Here is a 19351-nt window from a genome sequence, read left to right on the forward strand (position 1 = left end):
TTCAGACTGAAACTTCGATCCGGCTCACAGACCTCGCAGCCATTTGGCCTCATATCTGGAAAACGGCAGTCACGGGGTCAGAAAAGCAATGTCTGATCAAGTGGATAGACAAGGAGTAAACAATGAAGCGGATTGAAGAGCAGGCAAGACGACTCGATCAGGAGTATCAGGCGATCGGGCAGCTATTCGACCAGTTCTGCCAGCAGGCTGGCACCCTGGCCGAGCAGTATCACTTCTTCAACTGGCCCGATTATGAAGACTCGCCCCCGCTGAGCCGCGCCTTCACCTTGCTGGGGGAACCCCGCGAACTGCGGCTGCGCTGTCAGCCCGGTGAGCGCTCCGCCCTCAATGGCCTGATCCAGGTGGTCTCGGAGGATGGCACCATAGATGCCAGCCTCGGGTTTCGCGCCGATGGCCAGCTGCTGCTGGAGTCGGGCAAGCTGCTGGACAACCCGCCCGGACTGCTGCTCAAGCTGCTGCTCGGTGCTGTGTGGCAACACAAGCCCCAGAATGAGATCACCGGGCAGCCGCACTGACATCAGAGTGCCAACGGCACTGAAACCAAGGGGGCCAACGGCCCCCGTTATTTATCCTGTTCGCTGGCGATCTCGATGGTCACATGCACCAGCTCTTCATGGATCGCCAGCCGCTCGCGGATCTGCTGCGCCGGTAGCGGATTGACCATCAGCAAAGAGAGCACGCAGGCATACTGCTGCTGCCCTACCCGCCAGACGTGCAGATCGCGGATCTCGGTCTCCGGCAGCTCGGCAATCACCTCGCGGATCTCCGCCACCAGTGGGGCATCCATCTCGGCATCCAGTAGCACCCGACCGGAGTCGCGCAGCAGTCCCCAGGCCCACACAGCCACCAGCACGGCCCCCACTATGCCCATCAGCGGATCGAGCCAGTCAGCCCCCCACAGCATGCCCCCCACCAGCGCCAGAATCGCCAGCACGGAAGTGGCCGCATCCGCCAGCACGTGGATATAGGCGGCGCGCAGGTTGAGATCCTGATGGCCGTGGTGATCGTCATGGTCATGATGATGGTCGTGATCGTGATGCTCATGATGGTGGTCATGTCCATGGCCGTGGTGATGGTGATGGTGACCGTGATCATCCTTGAGCAGCCAGGCACAGGCGAGGTTCACCAGCAGCCCCACCAGCGCGATAGCGATCGCCTGTTGATAGTAGATCGGGCTGGGATCCAGCAGCCGGAACACCGACTCGAACAACATCAACCCGGCCACTCCCACCAGCAACAGGGCGCTGGTGAAGCCACCCAGCACCTCGATCTTCCAGGTGCCGAAGCTGAATCTGTGGTCGCGGGCGAAGTGGCGGGCGGCGCGGTAGGCCAGCACCGAGAGACCGAGCGCCAGCGCGTGGGAGCTCATGTGCCAGCCATCCGCCAACAGCGCCATGGAGTTGTAGAACCAGCCGCCGCCAATCTCCGCCACCATCATGATGACGGTCAGCAATACGGCCCAGCGGGTCTTCTGTTCGGCCAGCGGATTGCCCTCGTGGATGACGGGTTGATGGCAGTGGGATTGAGCGAGGGATGACATGGATTTCTCCTGAGAGCGATGATGCAATATACTATACCCCAGTATAGTTTTATTGATCGAGAGGATCCGTCATGTCCCACACCATTCACGACAAAAAGAAGCTGCTGGCACGGGTGCGCCGCATCAAGGGACAGGCCGGTGCGCTGGAGAGTGCACTGGAGCAGGAGAGCGACTGCACCGCCATTTTGCAGCAGATCGCCGCCATCCGCGGCGCCGTCAACGGCCTGATGCTGGAGGTGCTGGAGGGGCATATGCGCGAGCATCTCGGCGCCCCCGATGCCACCCCGGCCGAGCGGCTGGAGGATCTGGATCAGGTAGTCAGCGTCCTGCGATCCTATTTGAAGTAAGCAGGATAGCGGCGCCATCCCTTCAGGCTCTACCAGCGTCGGGCTTGAGCCACCGCCAGCTTTGCGCCATGATGTCCAGCCCGGCTGACCGCCGGTTTTACTGGACAGTCAATTTCAAGGATCCCCCATGTTTGAACACGTCGATGCCTATGCTGGCGACCCCATCCTGACGCTAGTCGAGACCTTCCACAAAGACACCCGCGAGCAGAAGGTGAACCTGGGGATCGGCCTCTATTACGATGAGCAGGGCCGCATTCCGCTGTTGCCGTCGGTGCAGCAGGCCGAAGCCCAGCGCGCCGCCGCCCCGGCCCCGCGCCCCTACCAGCCGATGGAAGGCGCCGCCAACTACCGCACTGCAGTGCAGCACCTGCTGTTCGGTGCCGACCATGAAGCGGTCAAGGCGGGACGTATCGCCACCATCCAGACCATCGGTGGCTCAGGCGCGCTGAAGATTGGCGCCGATCTGCTCAAGCGCTACTTCCCGACCTCCGAGGTGTGGGTCAGCAATCCCACCTGGGACAACCACAAGGCGATGTTCGAGGGAGCCGGCATCAAGGTGCATGACTACCCCTACTACGATGCGGCCACTGGCGGCGTGCAGTTCGATGCCATGATCGACTGCCTGAGCAGCCTGCCGGCGAAGAGCATCGTGCTGCTGCACCCCTGCTGCCACAACCCGACCGGGGTGGATCTCTCCCGTGCCCAGTGGGATCGGGTGATCGCGCTGGTGGTCGAGAAGAACCTGATCCCCTTTATGGACATCGCCTACCAGGGCTTCGGTGACGGGCTGGAAGAGGATGCCTACGCCATCCGCGCCATGGTGGCCGCCGGTGTCAGCTTCTTCGTCAGCAACTCGTTTTCCAAGAACCTCTCCTTCTACGGCGAGCGCTGCGGCGGCCTGTCGGTCATCTGTCAGGATGCCGAAGAGGCAAGCCGGGTACTGGGCCAGATGAAGGCCACCGTGCGCCGCAACTACTCCAGCCCTCCCACCCATGGCGGCCAGATCACTGCGGCGGTGATGAGCCAGCCGGAGCTGCACGCCATGTGGGTCGATGAAGTGACCGAGATGCGCACCCGCATCAAGGCGATGCGCCAGAAGTTGTTCGAGGTGCTGAGCGCCAAGGTGCCGGGCCGCGATTTCAGCTACTTCATCAACCAGCGCGGCATGTTCAGCTACACCGGCTTCACCCCGGAGCAGGTGGACAGACTGCGCGAGGAGTTCGCCGTCTATCTGGTGCGATCCGGTCGCATGTGCGTGGCGGGCCTCAACAGCCGCAACGTCGACTATGTGGCTGACGCCATGGCCGCGGTGCTCAAGGGCTAATCTGCATCAGCCCCGCTTTGGCGGGGCTTTTTTTGTCTGTTGCGTTCGCAGTCACCTCTTGAGGGGTCTGCTCACCCTCCCCCTGCTGTGAGAGAATGCCAGCAGGTCACGTTGAATCTTTCTGATTCCAAGCCTGTTTATCTTCATCAATTTCAGGAGCCACTATGGATCTGATCGCTCTCTCTAGGCTGGGAGGTCGCCATCTGGTCACCCTGCACCTGTTGCTCGACAACCAGAGCGTCACCCGCACCGCCGAGCGGCTCTGCACCACACCTTCCACCGTCAGCAAAACCCTCAACCAGCTGCGGGATCTGCTGGGGGATCAACTGCTCTACCGTCAGGGAAACCAGCTGTTGCTCACCCCCATGGCCGAGCGACTGGCGCCCACCCTGCACAGGCTGTTGGGGGAGCTGAACGGCCTCACTCGCCAGAACGCCTTCAACCCGCAGCAGTGGCAGGGCACATTGCGGCTGGGATTGCGCGAGAGCGTGATGACCTGGCCGGTGGGCCCCATTCTGGGTCAGCTGATGAAAGAGGTGCCGGGCATGGTGCCGGAGATCTGGAACAAGGATGAGCAGGGGCTGGAGGCGCTGGCAGCGGGCAAACTCGACTTCGTGATCCTGCCCCATGACCAGAGCCAGCCGTTGCCGCGCCAGCCCGGGCTGGTGTGGGAGACCCTGCGGGAAGAAAAACTAGTCTGCCTGCTGCGCAAAGACCACCCCGCGCTGGCCAAACCCTGGGATCTCGATGCCTACCTGAGCTGGCGCCATATCGCCATCCGGGATCAGGAGCTGGCCAACCCCTTCTTCGAGCAGAGCCTGGCCCAGCAGCAGGTGCGTCGCCAGATTGGCGCCACCCTGCCCGATTTTGCCAGCGCGGCGGCCCTGCTACCCCAGACTGACCTGATCCTCACCGCCATCGGTGGCTGGGCGGCCTGTATGGCCAGTCAGCCGGATCTGGTGATGCGTCCGGCACCGTTCGATTACGGCAAGGTGAGTCACAGTCTGGTCTGGTATGGCCCGGCCGGTGATGGCTCGGCCCGTCACTGGTTCCGCCAGCGGATCCTGCAACTGGGTCGCGAATTGATTGAGCCCTGAGCCGGGCGACAAGGAGAAGAGATTGATGTTTCACCGCGGCGAAACATCAATGGCAAGTAGGGACTAGGGACGTTTGGTATAGATGGGGCTGGGGAAGGAGGCGACGTTGCTGCCCAGATCCGTGATGCGGGCAGCCCCCTGCTTTTTCACCTGATCGATGCGCAGCACCTGATGCATGGGAATAAGGGTCTGGCGCACATCGGCAAATTCGCTCTTGAGCTTCTCGTGACTGGGATCAACGATAAGCGCCGTATGGTTATCCCAGACAAAATCGGCAATCTCGATAAAACCGAACAGCTGGCCCTGATTGACTTCGCGCACATAGACTTCGTAGCGCTCGCTGTGGCAAATAAACTGAACCCGATATAACGCCTTGCTTTCACTCATGATTATCTGTCATTGAGGGGTAAGAAGATGGCCATTATTCTAGCCGCCGTTCTCGCCCCCTCCAATAGACAGAAATCACAGTTGCGGCCTTTCCATGCCGCACCTCACACCATGACGGTCACCGGATGACGCAGCCACTCAGCCCATCAAGGCAGGCAGTGAGACAGGCCCCAATCCCGCTGCACGCAAACGGCTGGCCAGCTGTTCCAGCTCGGTTTGGTGAGCCTCTGGCCATTGCGCCGCCTCCCCCCGCACCCCGTGGTGGCGAAAGCCGTTGAGGCGAATGGGCACAGGCCCAAGCTGCTGCAAGAAGGCGGCAAGATCCTCGTCCAGCTCACCACTCGCATCCAGAAAATCGCTCTTGCCCGGCACATGGAGCAGCCGCAGTTCGGTCAGCTTGCCGTGGCGTGCCAGCAGTTGCAGCGATGCCAGCACCCGCTCGCGACCATAGCCGGTCAGGGAGTGATGCACCGAGTCACGCCACCCCTTGAGATCGAGCATGGCGCCGTCGAGCACCGGCAGCAGCCGCTGCCAGCCGGTTTCGGCCAGCGAGCCGTTGCTGTCGAGCAGGCAAGTGAGATGGGCCAGATCCGGCGCGGCCTTGATGGCGGTAAAGAGCGCAACCACAAAGGGGAGCCGGGTGGTCGCCTCGCCGCCGGAGACGGTAATGCCGGTCAGCAAGGGGCCGTAGCGGCGCAGCAGGGCCAACACGTCGTCCACCGTCATGGTGGAGGTCTTGGGATTGGCACTGCGCGGGCAGACATCCAGACAAGCGTCGCAATCGGTGCAGAGCGTTGCCTGCCATTGTACCTTGCCCTCGCTCATGGAGAGGGCGCCGCTAGGACAGACCGCAAGGCAGTCGCCACAATCGTCGCATAACCCTATGGTGTGCGGGTTGTGGCAGCCGGGGCAGCGAAAGTTGCAGCCCTGCAGAAACAGCACCAGCCGGTTGCCCGGCCCATCGACACAGGAGAATGGCAGCACCCTGCTTACCAGGGCGCTGCGTGTTGGCAAAACATCAGCCATCGGTGCGAACTCAATACTCGCCGATAGTCGATTCGTGAGCGACTACTCGCGGTGCCCGCTGCCGGATGGCAGTCACTTCACTCGCCTCGGCACCGAGACAGGTGGTCTGCAACCGCGAGCCTTCTTCTGCAAAACGAGCTACGTCGCTCTTGCGGATCATGTAGCCGGTCACCCGCACCAGATCGCTGTCGGCCACGTTGGCGGTGAACTCGCGCATACCGATGGCGAGCGCCCCCTTGCAGAGCTGCAACAGCGCCTGCGGGTTCTGGCGGATGGTGGGATCCAGCGTCAGGATCTCGCTGATCCCCGAATGGTAATAAGTGTGGTGCGGCGCCAGTGCCAGCACATGGCTTGCCGGATCCGGCTCATGCCCGTAGGGAATGCGCACCCCGGGGGTAACAGCCACATCGATGCTGAGGCCACCTTGCGAATGCAATAAAGCGCGGCCACCCCAGGCATGGGTCTGCGGGGTCGTGGTCACATAGGCGGAAAGCTGGGCCGAGATGCGATAGCCAAGCTGGTTCGCCTCCTCGCCATGGCCGTAGCGATCCGGCAGATTCTCTTTATCCATCAGGATATTGACCGCTTCCGCCATGCCGTAGATGCCGAACATGGGGACGAAACGATCCTCATCCAGCAGCCCCTCTTTCACCAGGAAGCTGTCGAAGAAACCGGACTCATCGTGGAGGAATGCGGCCCGCGCTTCGATCAGCTGAGAGGCCAAGCGGCAGTAGTGGGGCAGCAGGCAGCCGAGGAAGTCGTCGATCCCCTGACACTGCTCGGCGACCCGCTTGAGGGAGATGCGCACCAGGGTATTGGCGCCACCCGCCTGCGGCAGGGCGTTGTAGCAGCTGACGATACCAAAACCACGCTGGTCGAAGGTGTCGCGATGGATCGGGTAGTTGGCGATGTGCGGCTTGCTGCACTCGGCGATGTTCTTCACCGCCTGCAGCAGCAGATCGTCGGGGGTCTGCTCCGGATCGTGGAAGAAGGTGAGGTTCGGCGCCACCTGCTTGAGCTCGTTGTCGATACGCAGGATCAGGCGGCAGATGCGGTTGTCATCCGGCCCGATGTTGACGTGCATGAAGGCGTCCGGCAGCACCCGATCCAGATAGATCCAGAACCCCTTCAGCTTGCGATAGAGGGTCTCATCATCCAGTTCGCCGACAAACGGCAACAGCAGATGGTCGAGCCGCCCCAGCCAGACCGGCATGCCGGTGACGGAGGGGACATGGTGATAGAGGATGCGCAGGGCGTTGAGCGCCTCGTCGAAATCCTGCGGCGCCGTCAGCTCCAGCCAGGAAGAGCCCTGACTCAGGAATTTTTCATAGTCCGGCAGCACATAACGCGGCTTGTAGGGGGCGTGCCCTTCGAACATGTCGCAGATAAATCCCTGCTCCATCGCCTCGGCGACTGCGGCAGGCAGGTCGGGGTAGGGCAACGCATTCTCGGCGGCCAGCGCCAGTGCGTGGCTCTTCTGGGCGGCGGAGAGATGGGGATCGCGCACGATACGCTGACAGGTTTCGATCAAAGACATGGGACACTCCTTCACGGATAGAGCCCATATCCTCACCATTTGCAGGCTTTTTTTGAAGTGACATTCACAACAATACGAATGTCTCAAAAAGACATCCGCGAGAGAGGATCACACCCCAAACAGAACGGGGGCCTTGTCTGCCGACAAGGCCCCCGTTGTGCGGATCAGGGCTCGATGACGATGGGCGTACCCGGATCAACGGCGTCCCACACTTCATCCAGCTCGTGGTTGAGCATGGCGATGCAGCCGTTGGTCCAGTTGGAAGGCTGAACCCTGCGGTTGCCAATGCTGTTGCGCTGGCCGTGGATCATGATCATGCCACCCGGACGAACACCCAGCTCATTGGCGCGCTTGATGTCATCCAGGTTCGGATAGTTGATATGGATGGCTTTGTAGTAGCCGGAATTGGTCTTCTTGTAGTCGAGGGTGTAGCGTCCTTCCGGAGTACGCTGATCCCCTTCCTGCTGCTTGTGCCCCTTGGGCGCCGGGCCCAGAGCAATCCAGTAGCGCTTCAGTTCTTTGCCATCCTTCATCAGGGTCAGGCTATAGGTCGACTTCTTGACCACCACCAAATCGGCTTTTTCGGTAAAGGCAAAACTCAATGCGGGCCAAAGCCCCAACAAACACAGTAATACGGCTCTCATTCCATCCCTCGACAAGCCTCTGGTGCGGGCTTTTCTTGTTACCAGATCATCTGAACGATGCCCGCCGAGCGGCGAGCGAGCGCCATGATATTGGATCGCCATCAATACTCAATATGCCCGGCAAAACATATCTTGCCGCAGCAAGGCCATCTTCCTTGAACGCCGTCATTTGGCATTGGTAATTAACAGTTAAAACAACAAGATACAAAAAATTATCGCGCTGGCACCCGGGGCAATGATCGGCGAAGATAACATTCCACTCCCCGACAGGATCATGCCATGCGCTCTTCGTGCCGCCTCGCCACCCTGCTGTTCTCGCCACTTCTGCTCTGGCTGCCCGCCAGTGTCGCCGCCGATGCGCTCTGGCTGCGCGAGCCCGCCCTATCCCCCGATGGCAAGCAGCTTGCCTTCACCTGGCAGGGGCGCATTTTTGTCGCCAGTGCCGAGGGTGGCCCCGCTACGGCGCTCACCGGCAGCGACTACCTGAGCCAGCGGCCAATCTGGTCACCGGATGGCAAACAGCTCGCCTTTGCCGCCAATCTCTACGGCAACGAGGATGTGTTCGTGGTGCCTGCCAGCGGCGGCGAGATGGTGCGCCTCACTCGCGATTCGCGCACCGATCTGCCGCAAGCCTTCAGCGCCGATGGCAAACGGCTGTTGCTGAGCAGCCAGCGCCTGGGGACGCCCGATACCGACCATTTTGTCGCGGAAGGCTACCAATGGGGCGAGCTCTACTGGACCCCGATCACTGGCGGCACCTTTCAGGCCGATCTGCCGCTGCCTGCGACCCTCGCCCGCCCCCACGGGGAGCGGATCGCCTATCAGATGCCCGCGGCGGATCAACCCTTTCGCAAGCATCAGCACTCGTTTGCGGTGCCCCGTCTCTGGCTGTTTGATGGCAAGCAGCACAAGCAGCTGACCGAAGATCGGGTGGCGGCCACCGATCCGGTCTGGAGCGACAAGGGAGATACCCTCTTTTACCTGAGCGAGCGCAGCGGCGATTTCAACGTCTGGCGCCGGGATCTCGCCAGCGGCAAGGAGCAACAGCTGACCCACTATCAGGGCCATCCGGTGCGGGGGCTCAGCGCCTCTCGCAATGGCGATCTGGTCTGGTCATGGCTGGGCGAGCTCTATCGCCTCGATGCCAGTAGCAGCGAGCCACGCAAGCTGACCCTCACCCCGCAAGTGGCGAGCGCGCCGGATGAGGCGAGCGAGGCCCTGACCCTGGCAGGCGAAGCGCTGGTCAGCGAAGAGGCGGACGAGCTGATCCTGGTGAGCGAGGGCAACCTGTTTGCCGTCGACCCCGAGCGGGAGCGGGTGCGCCAGCTAACCCGCGATCCGAGCGAGCAGTCCAGCCCCCTCTTCGCCGAGCAGGGCCGCGCCCTCATCTATCTGTCGGAGCAACAGGGGCACGCCGCCCTCTATCGCCTGCGCAAGGGTGATCCGGATCTGCTGTTCAGCGATCCCGGCACTCTGACCGAGAGTCTGCTGCTGGCGATTCCCGGCAAGGGGATCAGCCGTCCGGTGCTCTCCCCCGATGGCAAACAGCTCGCCTTCGTGGTAGATGGCCAGGCCATCCACCTGCTCGATCTGGCGAGCAACAAGCAGCGGGAGCTGGTGCCTGCCAGCTTCAACCCCTCGCGCCACGAGGTGCATCTCGCCTTTGCCCCCGACTCCCGCCATCTGGCGCTCACCTTCCGCCCCGATGCGGCAGAGCAGGAGATCGCGGTGATCGACACGGCCAATCCCAAGGCCAAACCGGTCAATGTCAGCCTCAACGGCTATCAGGATGGGCAACCGGGCTGGAGCCAGGATGGCGCCATTCTCTACTGGCAATCGACCCGATTTGGCGCACTGGGGCCCGATGGCGAGCCCCTCGTCACCAACCTGCTCGGCATTTACAGCAGCCGCGCCGCCAGAGCCGATGCCATTGCCGAGCTGGAACCGCCGAAAGGGGGATACGGCTTTGAGAACGATCGTCTCAACCATCGCGAAGCACTGCTGCTGCAACCCACCGGCACCCTGCTCGCCAGCCGCATCATCGGCGACCAAGTGATCTATCTGGTGGAAGAGATGGGGGTCAACAGCGAGAGCGAGATCAAGGGCTACAGCCAGGATCTGCGCAAGGGCAAAACCAGCGAACTGTTTGGCGAGCAGCCAGGCCCTGCGCTGGCAAGCCTCAACCAGCAGGGCACCCTGGCTACCCTGGTGCGGGATGGGGAGATCACCCGGATCCACCTCGACTCCGGCGAGGCCACCAGCGCCCCCTTCGCCTTGCAACCCACCAGCCGCTGGCAGGAACGCATGACCGCCGCCTTCGATCAGATCGCCCGGCTCACCCGGGACGAGTTCTATCTGGACGACATGAACGGGGTGAACTGGGATAGCTATGTCGCCGCTTACCGCTGCCTGCTGCCGGGCATCGGCAACCCGCGGGACTTTGGCAACCTGTTGGCGGAGCTGGCTGGCGAGCTCAATGTTTCCCACACCTGGGGCAGCGGCCCCGCCTCCTTCCCGCGCATGGCGGACGAGACCGCCAGCCTGGGCGGCTACTGGCAGGATGGCGAGCAAGGGGTGATGCTCACCGCCCTGCTCTCTGGAGGCCCGCTGGATCAGGAGAGCGATATCGCCCCGGGCGCCCGCCTGCTCGCCATCAACGGCGTCCCGATTGCCAATCTGGCCGAGCTGGATCGGGCCCTCAACCATCAGGCTGGCGTCCGGCTTGCCCTCACCTTCCAGCAGGAGGGCAACAAGCAAACTGACGAAGTGGTGCTCACCGCCATCGACAAGCAGCAGGAGTACCAGCTGCAACAGGATCGCTGGATTGAGAAACGACGGGAACTGGTGGCCAGCCTGAGCGGAGGACGGGTCGGCTACGTCTATCTGCCGGCAATGAATAGCGAGGTCTACGATGCGGTGGTGGCGGATGCCCTCGGCAGACAGCGCAATCGCGATGCGCTGATCGTCGATGTCCGCTTCAACAGCGGTGGCTATCTCGCCAATACACTGGTGGAGTTTCTGACCGGCAGCGGCAGCGCCAAGGGGATGGCCAGCAGCTGGCCCCGTCAGGGCAAGGGGGAAACCGATGCCGCCACTCGCCAGTGGACCAAGCCTTCGGTGGTGCTGGTCAACGCTGGCAGCTACTCGGAAGGCTCCGCCTTCCCCGAGTACTACCGCGCCCTCAAGGTCGGCCCCATCGTCGGCGATCCGGTGCCCGGCACCGGCACCATGGTCTACAGCCACGACTCCAGGCTGATCCCGGGGCTCTCCTACGGCATTCCGACCCTGGGGCTGCGCAAACCGGACGGCACCTTCTACGAGAATCAGGAGCTGATCCCGGACCTGCAGGTGCCCCTCACCCCCGCCGACATGGTGGCCGGGCGCGACCCGCAACTGGAGGCGGCAGTACAAGCCGCCCTCAAGCAGTTGTCAGCCAGCGCCAAATAACGGCCCCCATCGAGCTCAACGAAAGCGAAACAGCTCGCGATGCAGATGCCCGTCCGGCAACAGCCGGGTCAGGGCATCTGCCATCCCCTCCGGCCCGCAAAACCACACCTGCTCGGGGGCATCCTGCGCAATGCGGGCAAGATCCAGTCGCCCGGCCGCCTTGTCCAGATGCAGCTGATAGCGCACGCCGGTGCGATGACAGAGCTCGGCCAACCGCCGGTGGTAGACGGCGCCTGCCAGATCCGGCGCACACTGGATCAGGGTGATCCCCTCGCTGCGCTCCCCACGGGCAGCCAACCCCTCCAGCCAGGCGACGAACGGTGTGATACCGATCCCGGCCCCCAGCCAGAGGGCTCTACCTCCCCCTTGCGGGGCGACAAAGGCGCCATAGGGCCCGGTCACCACCACCCCATCCCCGGCGCGCGCCTCTGCCACCAGCTGACGGGTATGATCCCCGAGCGCCCGCACCGCGATCACCAGCTGGCGCCGATCCGCTGACACCCGCACCAGGGTAAAGGGGTGCGGCCCCTCCTTGGCGTCAAACTCGAAGAAGGCAAACTGGCCCGGGCGGTAATGGGCGAGCGGCCGCTCCAGCTGCATGGTCAGCTCGCAGGTGTGATCCGCCAGCGTGCGCACCGCAACGACCCGGCCTGGATGGCGATCCCGCGCCCCCACTTGTCCCAACAGGGAGTAGAGGGCCCCGATAGCACCGATCCCGCCGATCAACCAGATCGATACCCCAACAGGCGTCATGGCTCCCACCTGAGGCAGCAGGCAGAGCCCGTGCCCCCACCCCGCCAGATAGATGAGCGGCGCCAGACGGTGGATCAGCCGAAAACGGCCATAACTCACCAGCGCCAGCAAGCTCACTACCACCAACGCGATCAGTAGATAGAAACTCCACTCACCCAGGGTATTGCCAAGGGCATGGAGCGAGATGCCATTACCTGCGCTAGCTCCAGCTGCACTGGCCCCACGCCGGGCGGGACGACTCAGCCAACCCGCCGAGACTGCCCACTTGGGCGCCTCCACCACCAGCCAGTGGGCGGTCAGCGCCAATGCACCGCCGATGGCCGTCTGACGGTGCAATCGCAACATCCGGTCCAGACCGCCACACCACACCTCCAACTGCGGCAGGCGCAACGCCAGCAAAAGCGAAATGGCCATATAGGTCATCCCCAGCAGGCCGGTCAGTAACAACATCTCATGGCGCCAGGGCCACACTCCGTTGGCATCCCCCGCATACCCGAGCCACCAGACTCCGACCGCCAGCAATGGCAACAGCCACCACATCCATTTGTTCGTCATAACATGCCCCCCGGTTCCATCGCGGCAGGGCCTCATCTCCCTGCTCATGGCACCATTGCACACCCGTCCGGTCACAAGACTTTGCCAGAGGGGGAAGCTTGTGTGGCAATGTGTGACAAACGGAAACAAAAGAGGGGCCGACTGGCCCCTCGTGATCACCCTTGTTGGCTCGCCCCTCTTCACAGGAGATGGCGCACAATCCACCTCCGCTGTGATTGACGACCTGCCAGGAAAAGGAATCAAATGGGGACGTTACATATCTGCGGCGGAAAACCTGCTGCCCACTCTTCCAGACAAGGAGATCCCCCTTGCTTTCATCCACTGAACAACGCTACTGCCCGAGTTGTCAGCGCGAGACCAACCATGTCGTGGTGCTGGTCGACAAATCCTTTGGCAAACAGCCGACACCGGAGCAAAAGCGCACAGCATTTATCAAAGACTTCATTACCGGCTGGGCCGCCGGCCCCTTTCTGGCCAACATGGATCGCTTTGAACGACATGCCATCTGTGAAAATTGCGGAAATAAAGTTATTGATGAATGAAAAATTAGGGGCAAAACGACTGGTTTTGGGAGTGTCGGCGACATCACGATGGCAAACCGGCCCGAAAAAAACGCTCCGGGTACCCCGCCCGCTTCGCAGTGCTTTATCGGTGATAAAAAATGAGGGGCCGACTGGCCCCTCATGCTCACGGCGCTTTCGAGGCCGCTCGCTTGCCCACCAGCCGGTGCAGCAGCTTGTTGTATTTCGCCCAGGAGTGGATCAACAGGAAGATGCCGAACAACAGGGCCAGAAACAGTTGTCCCACCTCGATGGCATCCAGCGAACCGATAAAGCTCTCATCCTCCTCCGTCTCCAGATAGTTGAACCAGGGTTGCAGCGCCAGAAACAGCCAGCCGCCCCAGGTCACCAGCAAGATCAGCAGATCCCGCAGCCGGTACTTCCAGCTGCGCCGGGCGCCGTTGCTGATGATCATCTCGTTCGCCAGCTTATGCTTTGTCACGGAACGACTCTCCCCTGTCAGGACTCTCCCACACCGCCAGCTGGCCACGGCGACGCAGGATCGCCTTGGGCACCGCCACCACCACGGTCACCAGATTGAGCAGCCAGTAGATAAGCGGATACCAGACGCACCAGATAAAGCTGCGGGCCATGCTCTTGTCGTAGTGGTTGTCGATAAAGATGCTGACCCCGAACTGCACCAGGCAAATCGCGGTCATCATCACCCCGGTCCACTGGAACAGATGACCCACCGCCAGTCCGCTCAAGTCAGGCTCAATCAGCCAGATCAGCGCCAGCAGCAACATGCTGTAGCACCAGGCCACGCTGGAGAGATACTCCAACAGCAGCAACCAGAAGCGGCGGTTGCGCCAGCACATCGCCTGCAACCCGTAGCGCAGAAACACCTCGGCGCCCCCCTGCGCCCAGCGCAACCGCTGCTTGTAGAGACCGCGTACCGTCTCCGGCATCAGCACCCAGCAGAGCGCCTGGGGCTGATAGTGGATGAGCCAGCCGGCCAGCTGCAGCTTCCAGCTGATGTCGATATCCTCGGTCACCATGTCATTGCTCCAGCCGCCGACTGCCTCGACCGCCAACTTGCGAAAGGCCACCACCACCCCGGAGACGGTAAAGACAGTGCCGTAGATCCGCTGGGCCCGCTTGATGAGGCCGATGATGGAGCTGAACTCGCCGGTCTGGATCTTGCCGATGATGGTGGAGCGGGTGCGCACCCGCGGGTTGCCGGTGACCGCCCCGACCCTCGGGCTCTCGATGAAGTGCTTCACCATCCAGCGCACCGCGTCATAGTCGAGCACCGCATCCCCGTCGATGCCGACCAGGATCTCCCCGCTGGCCACCGCCAGCCCGTTGTTGAGCGCCATCGCCTTGCCCTGATTGTGCTGGTGGAGCACGGTCAGGCGCGGATCCTGCTGCGCCAGCCGATCCAGCCGCGCGCCTGTGTCGTCCTTGCTGCCATCGTTGATGGCCAGCACCTCAAAATCGGGATAGCGCTGGCGCAGCAGGTGGCCGATGGTCTCCTCGACATTGGCCCCCTCGTTGTAGCAAGGCACCATCAGGGTCACCCTGGGGTAATAGGGGAGCTCCAGCCCCCGCTTGGCCAGCGCGATATCCCTTCGCTCCCACTGGAAGTAGTAATAGAGACCGCCACAAACCCACACCATGGCCATCAGACTGGGATAGGCCAACGTAAAGATGGCTATCCCTTCCAGAAGATCCTTCACTGCATCGCCTCCCCTTGGGTGGCTTTAGCGGTACTGACTGCGACCGGCGTCGCCGGCAGCTGGGTCGGCTGAGGCTGGGTCTGCACCGAGAAGACCGGCTTGAGCACGGCCGGATCCGGCTGGTTGTTGTGAAAATCATCCGGGTAGTAGCCAAAGTTGGTCACCCCCTTGCGCTGGATGATCTGCATCCAGCGCACCAGCTCGGCATCGGGGATAGGCTGGTCGGTGCGCCAGTTGCGACTCTGCAATTCGAACACCAGCCGATTGGCCGGCACCTGTGCCAGTGAATCCTCCGCCAGCCTGGCCAGCCACTCATCGGGGTTTTCTGCCTGCTCCATATAGGGCATCGCCATTACAGCGGTGTAGTCATAGGCCTTGGCAAACGCCGCCATGCTCTGGGCAAACCACTGCTGGGATTGCGGCTCTGTCACCAGCGCCGCATAGATGTTGCGGGCAGTCTTGAGACCATCGGCGCCCCCTTGCCGGTAACGAGCGGCGGCATCACGCAGCGCCATGGTGAAGTCGATCAGCAGATCGGTCTTCTGCTCCCCCTGTGCCTGCAGCGCATTCGGGGTGCGAGCCAGCGGCATCGGCCCCTCGTAGTCGCTGAGGAAGGCGTCGTCATGGAACAGCAGGCCATCGAACTTGGTGTAAAAACCGAGATCCTCATAGATATCCAGCAGCAGCTGACGGCTGGCAGGATCCCAGGGCGAGAGGCGCAGATACTGCCCCTTGGCGGGGGCGCCGGTACGGCTGTCGGTGACATAGGCGTGGTTCGGCCCCATGTCGTAGGCCATCACCGGCATCCAGGCGAACACCTTGACCCCGGCACGGGTCTTGAGCTGCCAGGACACCCGATTGAAGAGATCCGTCTTGACCGGCATATGACGGTTGGGGAAATAGAGCGCCTCCGCTACTCCGTCGCCGTTGTCATCGGCATAGGCCTGCAGATAGACGGTGGTGATACCGTAACCCTTGATCCGGTCCAGCAGCATGTCGATGTTCTTGTTCATCTGCTGCGGATCCTTGTCGTAGACATAGTCCAGATCCACGTGCACCAAGCGCTCCACCTGCCGCTCCCAGGTGTTGCCCCCCATGATCTCGTCCAGAGTTTCGAGGCTGGTGTCCTCCTCCAGCAGATAGCGGCGCACCGTGCTGCCCGAGTCACTCAGCTTGTTGAGCCCTTCCGCAAGGGTGAAGGTGTATGGCATCCCCGCCGCACGGGCCAGATCCAGCGCGGTCTGGTTGAAGGCGCCGTAGGGCCAGACCAGGATCCGTGGGGCCCGACCGGTCTGCTCCCTGAGCTGACTGGCCGATGCGTCAAAGTCGGCTTTTATCCGGGCCCGATAGTCGGCCATGCTCTCGTAGCCATTCTGGCTCCAGCCTGCGGTGGTGACCGCCGGCTGCACGTTGCCCTGCGGGTTGGCGAGCAGCCCGTAGTGGGAGGTGAAAGTGTGGGAGGCCAGCTCCACCAGTCCGGAGTCCTGCATCTCGCGGATCTGCGGCCAGCCGACGAAGTAGCTGCGCGGCAGTTTGTCATTGCCGTACGGGACCATCTTGTCATCGGCCACATCCAGCCAGCTGCCCACCAGCGCAAAGACCGCCGGATAGTTGTAGAGCTTGAGCAGCGGATAGACTAGCCGGTAGAAGCTCTCGTAGCCATCATCGAAGCTGAGCAGGATCGCCTTCTCCGGCAGCGGTCCCTTGCCCGCTTTGGCATCCAGGATCTGCTGGAAGCTGACCGGGTGATAGCCCTGCTGCTTGATCCAGTTGAAGTGGCGGATCAGGGTGTCGCGCCGGATGGTCTGGGGATAGAGCTTGAGGTTGGGGGTCAATTTCAGATCGACGATATCGTGGTAGCAGAGCACCACGTAGTCATCGGGTTGACGGGCCGCCTGCGTCAGCGAAGGCAGCAGTGCAAGCAGCAAAACGAAAGGAGCAAGCCAGCGTTTCATCACATGAAACTCCATTGCAGATTGGCGAAGATGAAATTTCCGAACTCGGGGTTGCCGTCATAGATGGCCTGACGGCGGCCCAGGCCATAGCCCAGGCGGAGAGCGGGAGAGAGGATCCAGTCATGGCGATAGCTGAGCTGCCACCCCTGATCGCTGCCATAGCCCTGCTGCCAGTAGTGATTGCCACTCATGGTCAGGCTCTGCAGCAAAGAGCGACGACCGTCCAGCGGCAGTCGATAGCGCCCCGCCAGCTCCAGCTCCAGATTGCGATCCTGCTGGGGGTTGAAGTAGTCGACTTCCACCGCCTCGTTGCGTGAGGCGGCACCACGCAAGGTGGTATCGAACCACCAGCGATCCCGGCGCCAGAGATCCTGACGCAGCCAGCCGGAGGCCGTCAGCCGCCGGTTGCCATCGCTGATATCCATCCGCTCCAGCCGCAGTGCCCCCTCGCGGGTCTCATCCTGACGCCAGCCCAGATCGAGCTGGTATTGATCGGCGTAGTTGCCACGCGCCAATGCCCGCAGCGGGGTATCGACACTGTTGAGGTTGATGGCCGTGCCCAGCGTCCAGTGATCATTCAACCGCCAGTCGAGGCGACTCCACAGATAGCCTTTGTGGTTGAGCTCGCTGCCCGTGCCCCCCTCCAGCGTCAGCTGCAGCGGGTAGAAAAAGATCTCGGCCCCCAGCCCGGTATAGGCGGCGCGCTCGGGCTGCTGGTCGAACTCGCCAAAGCTGCCCTGACGGCGGACAAACAGTCGATCACCGCCATCAGTGCGAGCACTGTAGAGGCGGCTGTCGTAGCTCCAGTCACGACTGGCCTGCACCGAGCCCCCTTCGTTGCGACCATGAGTCAGGTCAGTGACAAATTGCGGGGCCTGCTCCAGAGTCAGCCGCTGCTGTAACTCCTGACGATCCCGGGTCAGGTTGCCGAGGGTGCGCACAGCCTGCGGCGTGCCCTGCCAGTCGCCCTTGTCGAGCCGGGCATTGAGGCGGCCGGGCTCGGCCAGCACGGTGCGTCCGACAGGCAGCCAGCGCACAGCCTGCCGATACGCCTGCTCGGCCCCGTCGGGATGACCCCGCCAGCGGCGGATATCCCCCAGTTGCAGCCAGAGCCAGGGATTGGCTGGCGCGGTTTGCAGCCACGCTTCCAACTGAGCCTCTGCGGCGCCCGCCTGACCACGCCAGGCCTGCAGCAAGGTTTTCAGCTGCAATACCTTCTCGTAGTCGTCGTTGGCCATCCGCATGTTGCCGGTGAAATCCCAGCGAGTCGGTGGCTCCTGCCAACCGGCCAGCAGACCCTGTGCCGCGCCATAGCGCTCGCCATCCGAATAGGCGTAGAAGCGCTTCTCCAGCAGGCGCTTGTCTTTGGCCCGTGCGGGGGTCGCCAGTTGCTGGTAAATCATGGAGGCCTCATCCACCCGTCCCAGCCCGGCCAGAGCATCGGCGCGCGCCTCCAGCACATAGTCAGGCAATGGCCCCTCGGCCTGCAGCGTCGCAGACTCCCGTTCGGCCCGGGCAAAATCGCCAAGGGCTACCAGGGTCACCACTACATCGCGACGGGCACTGATGTAGAGCACATGATCGTGAGGGGCACGGGCCAGGATCCGCTCTTGCAGTGCAAGCGTGCGAGTAAGGGAGCGACGGGCCAGCGCCGGATCTTCGGTCTGGGCCGAGATCCGCAGCAGATTGACCGCCTGGTAGTAGTCGAGCCAGAGCCGGTCGACCGGTTTGAACAGCTTGGGGTAACGGCCCATCAGCTCTGCAGCGGCAGGCCCTGCCCCCAGACTCACGGCTACCCGATAGAGTGCCAGCACCTGTTCGGGGTTGTCCGGCTCCAGCTCCAGCCACTGCTGGCGGGCCAGCAGCTCACCCATGGGATCTTCACCTTGGCGGGCGGCATAGATGCGGGCTTCGAGGATCGCCTGATCGCGGCCAAAGTTGGCCTCATATTCACCCGCAGCGTGGCGGGCCAGCTCGCGGTTGCCCTGATCACTGGCAGTGAGAAACAGCCCGAGCCAGCCATTGCGGTTGGCGGGATCGCGTCCCTGCAGGATGCGGTAATAGCTGATCGCCTCGGAGTAGCGCTTCTCGTCGCGGGCGGCACGTGCCACCCCTTCCAGCGTACTGTTGCTGATGGGGCTGAGCTCGCACGGCTCACAGGCGGCCAGCGCCCCCTTGCGATCACCCCGCCACAGCTGCACGGCAATCAGGTCATCGAGCACCTTGCCATCACCACTTTGTCGATAGAGAGCATCCAGCCCGTGCGCTGCCGCATCCAGCTCTCCCGCCCGGGCCTTGATCACCCAGGCTTCACGCACTCTGTCCACCTCACTGGCGCACACCAGCAGGGGCAGCAGCGCCAACATCAAAAAGATGCGATTCATTCGCAACATACCACCCATAACAAACGCTGGTCGTATTGTCCCTGCACGGCCATGCGGATATACACACCCGTCCGCTCCTGCCTGACGAGCAAGAG

General features: G+C 62.5%; 16 protein-coding genes. 6 read left to right on the forward strand and 10 right to left on the reverse strand.

Translation table 11 applies throughout. From position 1 onward, the window contains the following. The first annotated feature begins 122 nt into the window (after window positions 1-122). Window positions 123-536 carry a hypothetical protein gene (locus OKC31_RS11285; protein WP_108541401.1) on the forward strand — a complete coding sequence of 138 codons (414 nt, stop codon included), beginning with the start codon at window positions 123-125 and terminating at the stop codon, window positions 534-536. A 47-nt stretch (window positions 537-583) separates the two neighbouring features. Here OKC31_RS11285 and dmeF read toward each other — a convergent pair whose 3' ends face one another. Beyond that, complete coding sequence (dmeF, locus tag OKC31_RS11290) at window positions 584-1561, reverse strand: CDF family Co(II)/Ni(II) efflux transporter DmeF (protein WP_247823890.1); 978 nt, start codon at window positions 1559-1561, stop codon at window positions 584-586. A 71-nt stretch (window positions 1562-1632) separates the two neighbouring features. On the opposite strand from dmeF, the gene OKC31_RS11295 reads away from it, so the two are divergent. The 3 genes from OKC31_RS11295 to OKC31_RS11305 all read left to right on the forward strand — a co-directional run bounded on the left by OKC31_RS11295 (window position 1633) and on the right by OKC31_RS11305 (window position 4329). Continuing rightward, window positions 1633-1908: a metal/formaldehyde-sensitive transcriptional repressor gene (locus tag OKC31_RS11295; RefSeq protein WP_005340299.1), complete on the forward strand. Its 276-nt coding sequence runs from the start codon at window positions 1633-1635 to the stop codon at window positions 1906-1908. Window positions 1909-2035: 127 nt separating this feature from the next. Then, on the forward strand, window positions 2036-3232 hold the full coding sequence (locus OKC31_RS11300; protein ID WP_128815084.1) for an amino acid aminotransferase: 1197 nt from the start codon (window positions 2036-2038) through the stop codon (window positions 3230-3232). Window positions 3233-3396: 164 nt separating this feature from the next. Next, complete coding sequence (locus OKC31_RS11305; protein WP_100646832.1) at window positions 3397-4329, forward strand: LysR family transcriptional regulator; 933 nt, start codon at window positions 3397-3399, stop codon at window positions 4327-4329. 63 nt (window positions 4330-4392) lie between these two features. On the opposite strand, the gene OKC31_RS11310 is transcribed toward OKC31_RS11305, so the two are convergent. The 4 genes from OKC31_RS11310 to OKC31_RS11325 form a co-directional block, all read right to left on the reverse strand. Then, the gene (locus tag OKC31_RS11310; protein ID WP_005340296.1) at window positions 4393-4716 is read right to left on the reverse strand and encodes a DUF1820 family protein; all 324 of its coding nucleotides are present in this window, start codon (window positions 4714-4716) and stop codon (window positions 4393-4395) included. A gap of 138 nt (window positions 4717-4854) precedes the next feature. After that, complete coding sequence (locus tag OKC31_RS11315) at window positions 4855-5742, reverse strand: YjjW family glycine radical enzyme activase (RefSeq protein ID WP_021230920.1); 888 nt, start codon at window positions 5740-5742, stop codon at window positions 4855-4857. A gap of 10 nt (window positions 5743-5752) precedes the next feature. Then, window positions 5753-7279, reverse strand: a complete 1527-nt coding sequence (locus tag OKC31_RS11320; protein WP_247823889.1) for a YjjI family glycine radical enzyme — start codon at window positions 7277-7279, stop codon at window positions 5753-5755. Window positions 7280-7443: 164 nt separating this feature from the next. Then, complete coding sequence (locus OKC31_RS11325; protein ID WP_047434434.1) at window positions 7444-7923, reverse strand: L,D-transpeptidase family protein; 480 nt, start codon at window positions 7921-7923, stop codon at window positions 7444-7446. A 279-nt stretch (window positions 7924-8202) separates the two neighbouring features. On the opposite strand from OKC31_RS11325, the gene OKC31_RS11330 reads away from it, so the two are divergent. Then, on the forward strand, window positions 8203-11370 hold the full coding sequence (locus OKC31_RS11330; protein ID WP_247823888.1) for a S41 family peptidase: 3168 nt from the start codon (window positions 8203-8205) through the stop codon (window positions 11368-11370). Window positions 11371-11385: 15 nt separating this feature from the next. On the opposite strand, the gene OKC31_RS11335 is transcribed toward OKC31_RS11330, so the two are convergent. Next, entirely contained in the window at window positions 11386-12678 is a 1293-nt protein-coding gene (locus tag OKC31_RS11335; protein WP_247823887.1) for a ferredoxin reductase family protein, read from the reverse strand. Window positions 12679-12986: 308 nt separating this feature from the next. Here OKC31_RS11335 and OKC31_RS11340 point away from each other — a divergent pair, with 308 nt between their 5' ends. After that, window positions 12987-13220: a hypothetical protein gene (locus OKC31_RS11340; protein ID WP_088870201.1), complete on the forward strand. Its 234-nt coding sequence runs from the start codon at window positions 12987-12989 to the stop codon at window positions 13218-13220. A gap of 145 nt (window positions 13221-13365) precedes the next feature. Here the strand turns inward: OKC31_RS11340 and OKC31_RS11345 are convergent, their stop codons facing one another. The 4 genes from OKC31_RS11345 to pgaA are packed head-to-tail and all read right to left on the reverse strand — an operon-like array spanning window position 13366 to window position 19256. Then, window positions 13366-13680 (reverse strand): hypothetical protein, encoded by a 315-nt coding sequence (locus OKC31_RS11345; protein ID WP_107683830.1) that lies wholly within the window; start codon window positions 13678-13680, stop codon window positions 13366-13368. Next, on the reverse strand, window positions 13667-14917 hold the full coding sequence (pgaC, locus tag OKC31_RS11350) for a poly-beta-1,6-N-acetyl-D-glucosamine synthase (RefSeq protein ID WP_247823886.1): 1251 nt from the start codon (window positions 14915-14917) through the stop codon (window positions 13667-13669). The genes OKC31_RS11345 and pgaC overlap by 14 nt, the downstream gene beginning before the upstream one ends. Beyond that, a complete protein-coding gene (gene pgaB, locus OKC31_RS11355; RefSeq protein ID WP_247823885.1) occupies window positions 14914-16872 on the reverse strand; it encodes a poly-beta-1,6-N-acetyl-D-glucosamine N-deacetylase PgaB in 1959 nt (652 codons plus the stop codon). Before pgaB ends, pgaC begins: the two co-directional genes overlap by 4 nt. After that, a complete protein-coding gene (gene pgaA, locus OKC31_RS11360) occupies window positions 16872-19256 on the reverse strand; it encodes a poly-beta-1,6 N-acetyl-D-glucosamine export porin PgaA (protein ID WP_247823884.1) in 2385 nt (794 codons plus the stop codon). The genes pgaB and pgaA overlap by 1 nt, the downstream gene beginning before the upstream one ends. Between the last annotated feature and the right edge of the window lie 95 nt (window positions 19257-19351).

This window comes from Aeromonas sp. Y293-4, assembly GCF_027705905.1.
Taxonomy (GTDB): Bacteria; Pseudomonadota; Gammaproteobacteria; order Enterobacterales; family Aeromonadaceae; genus Aeromonas; species Aeromonas veronii.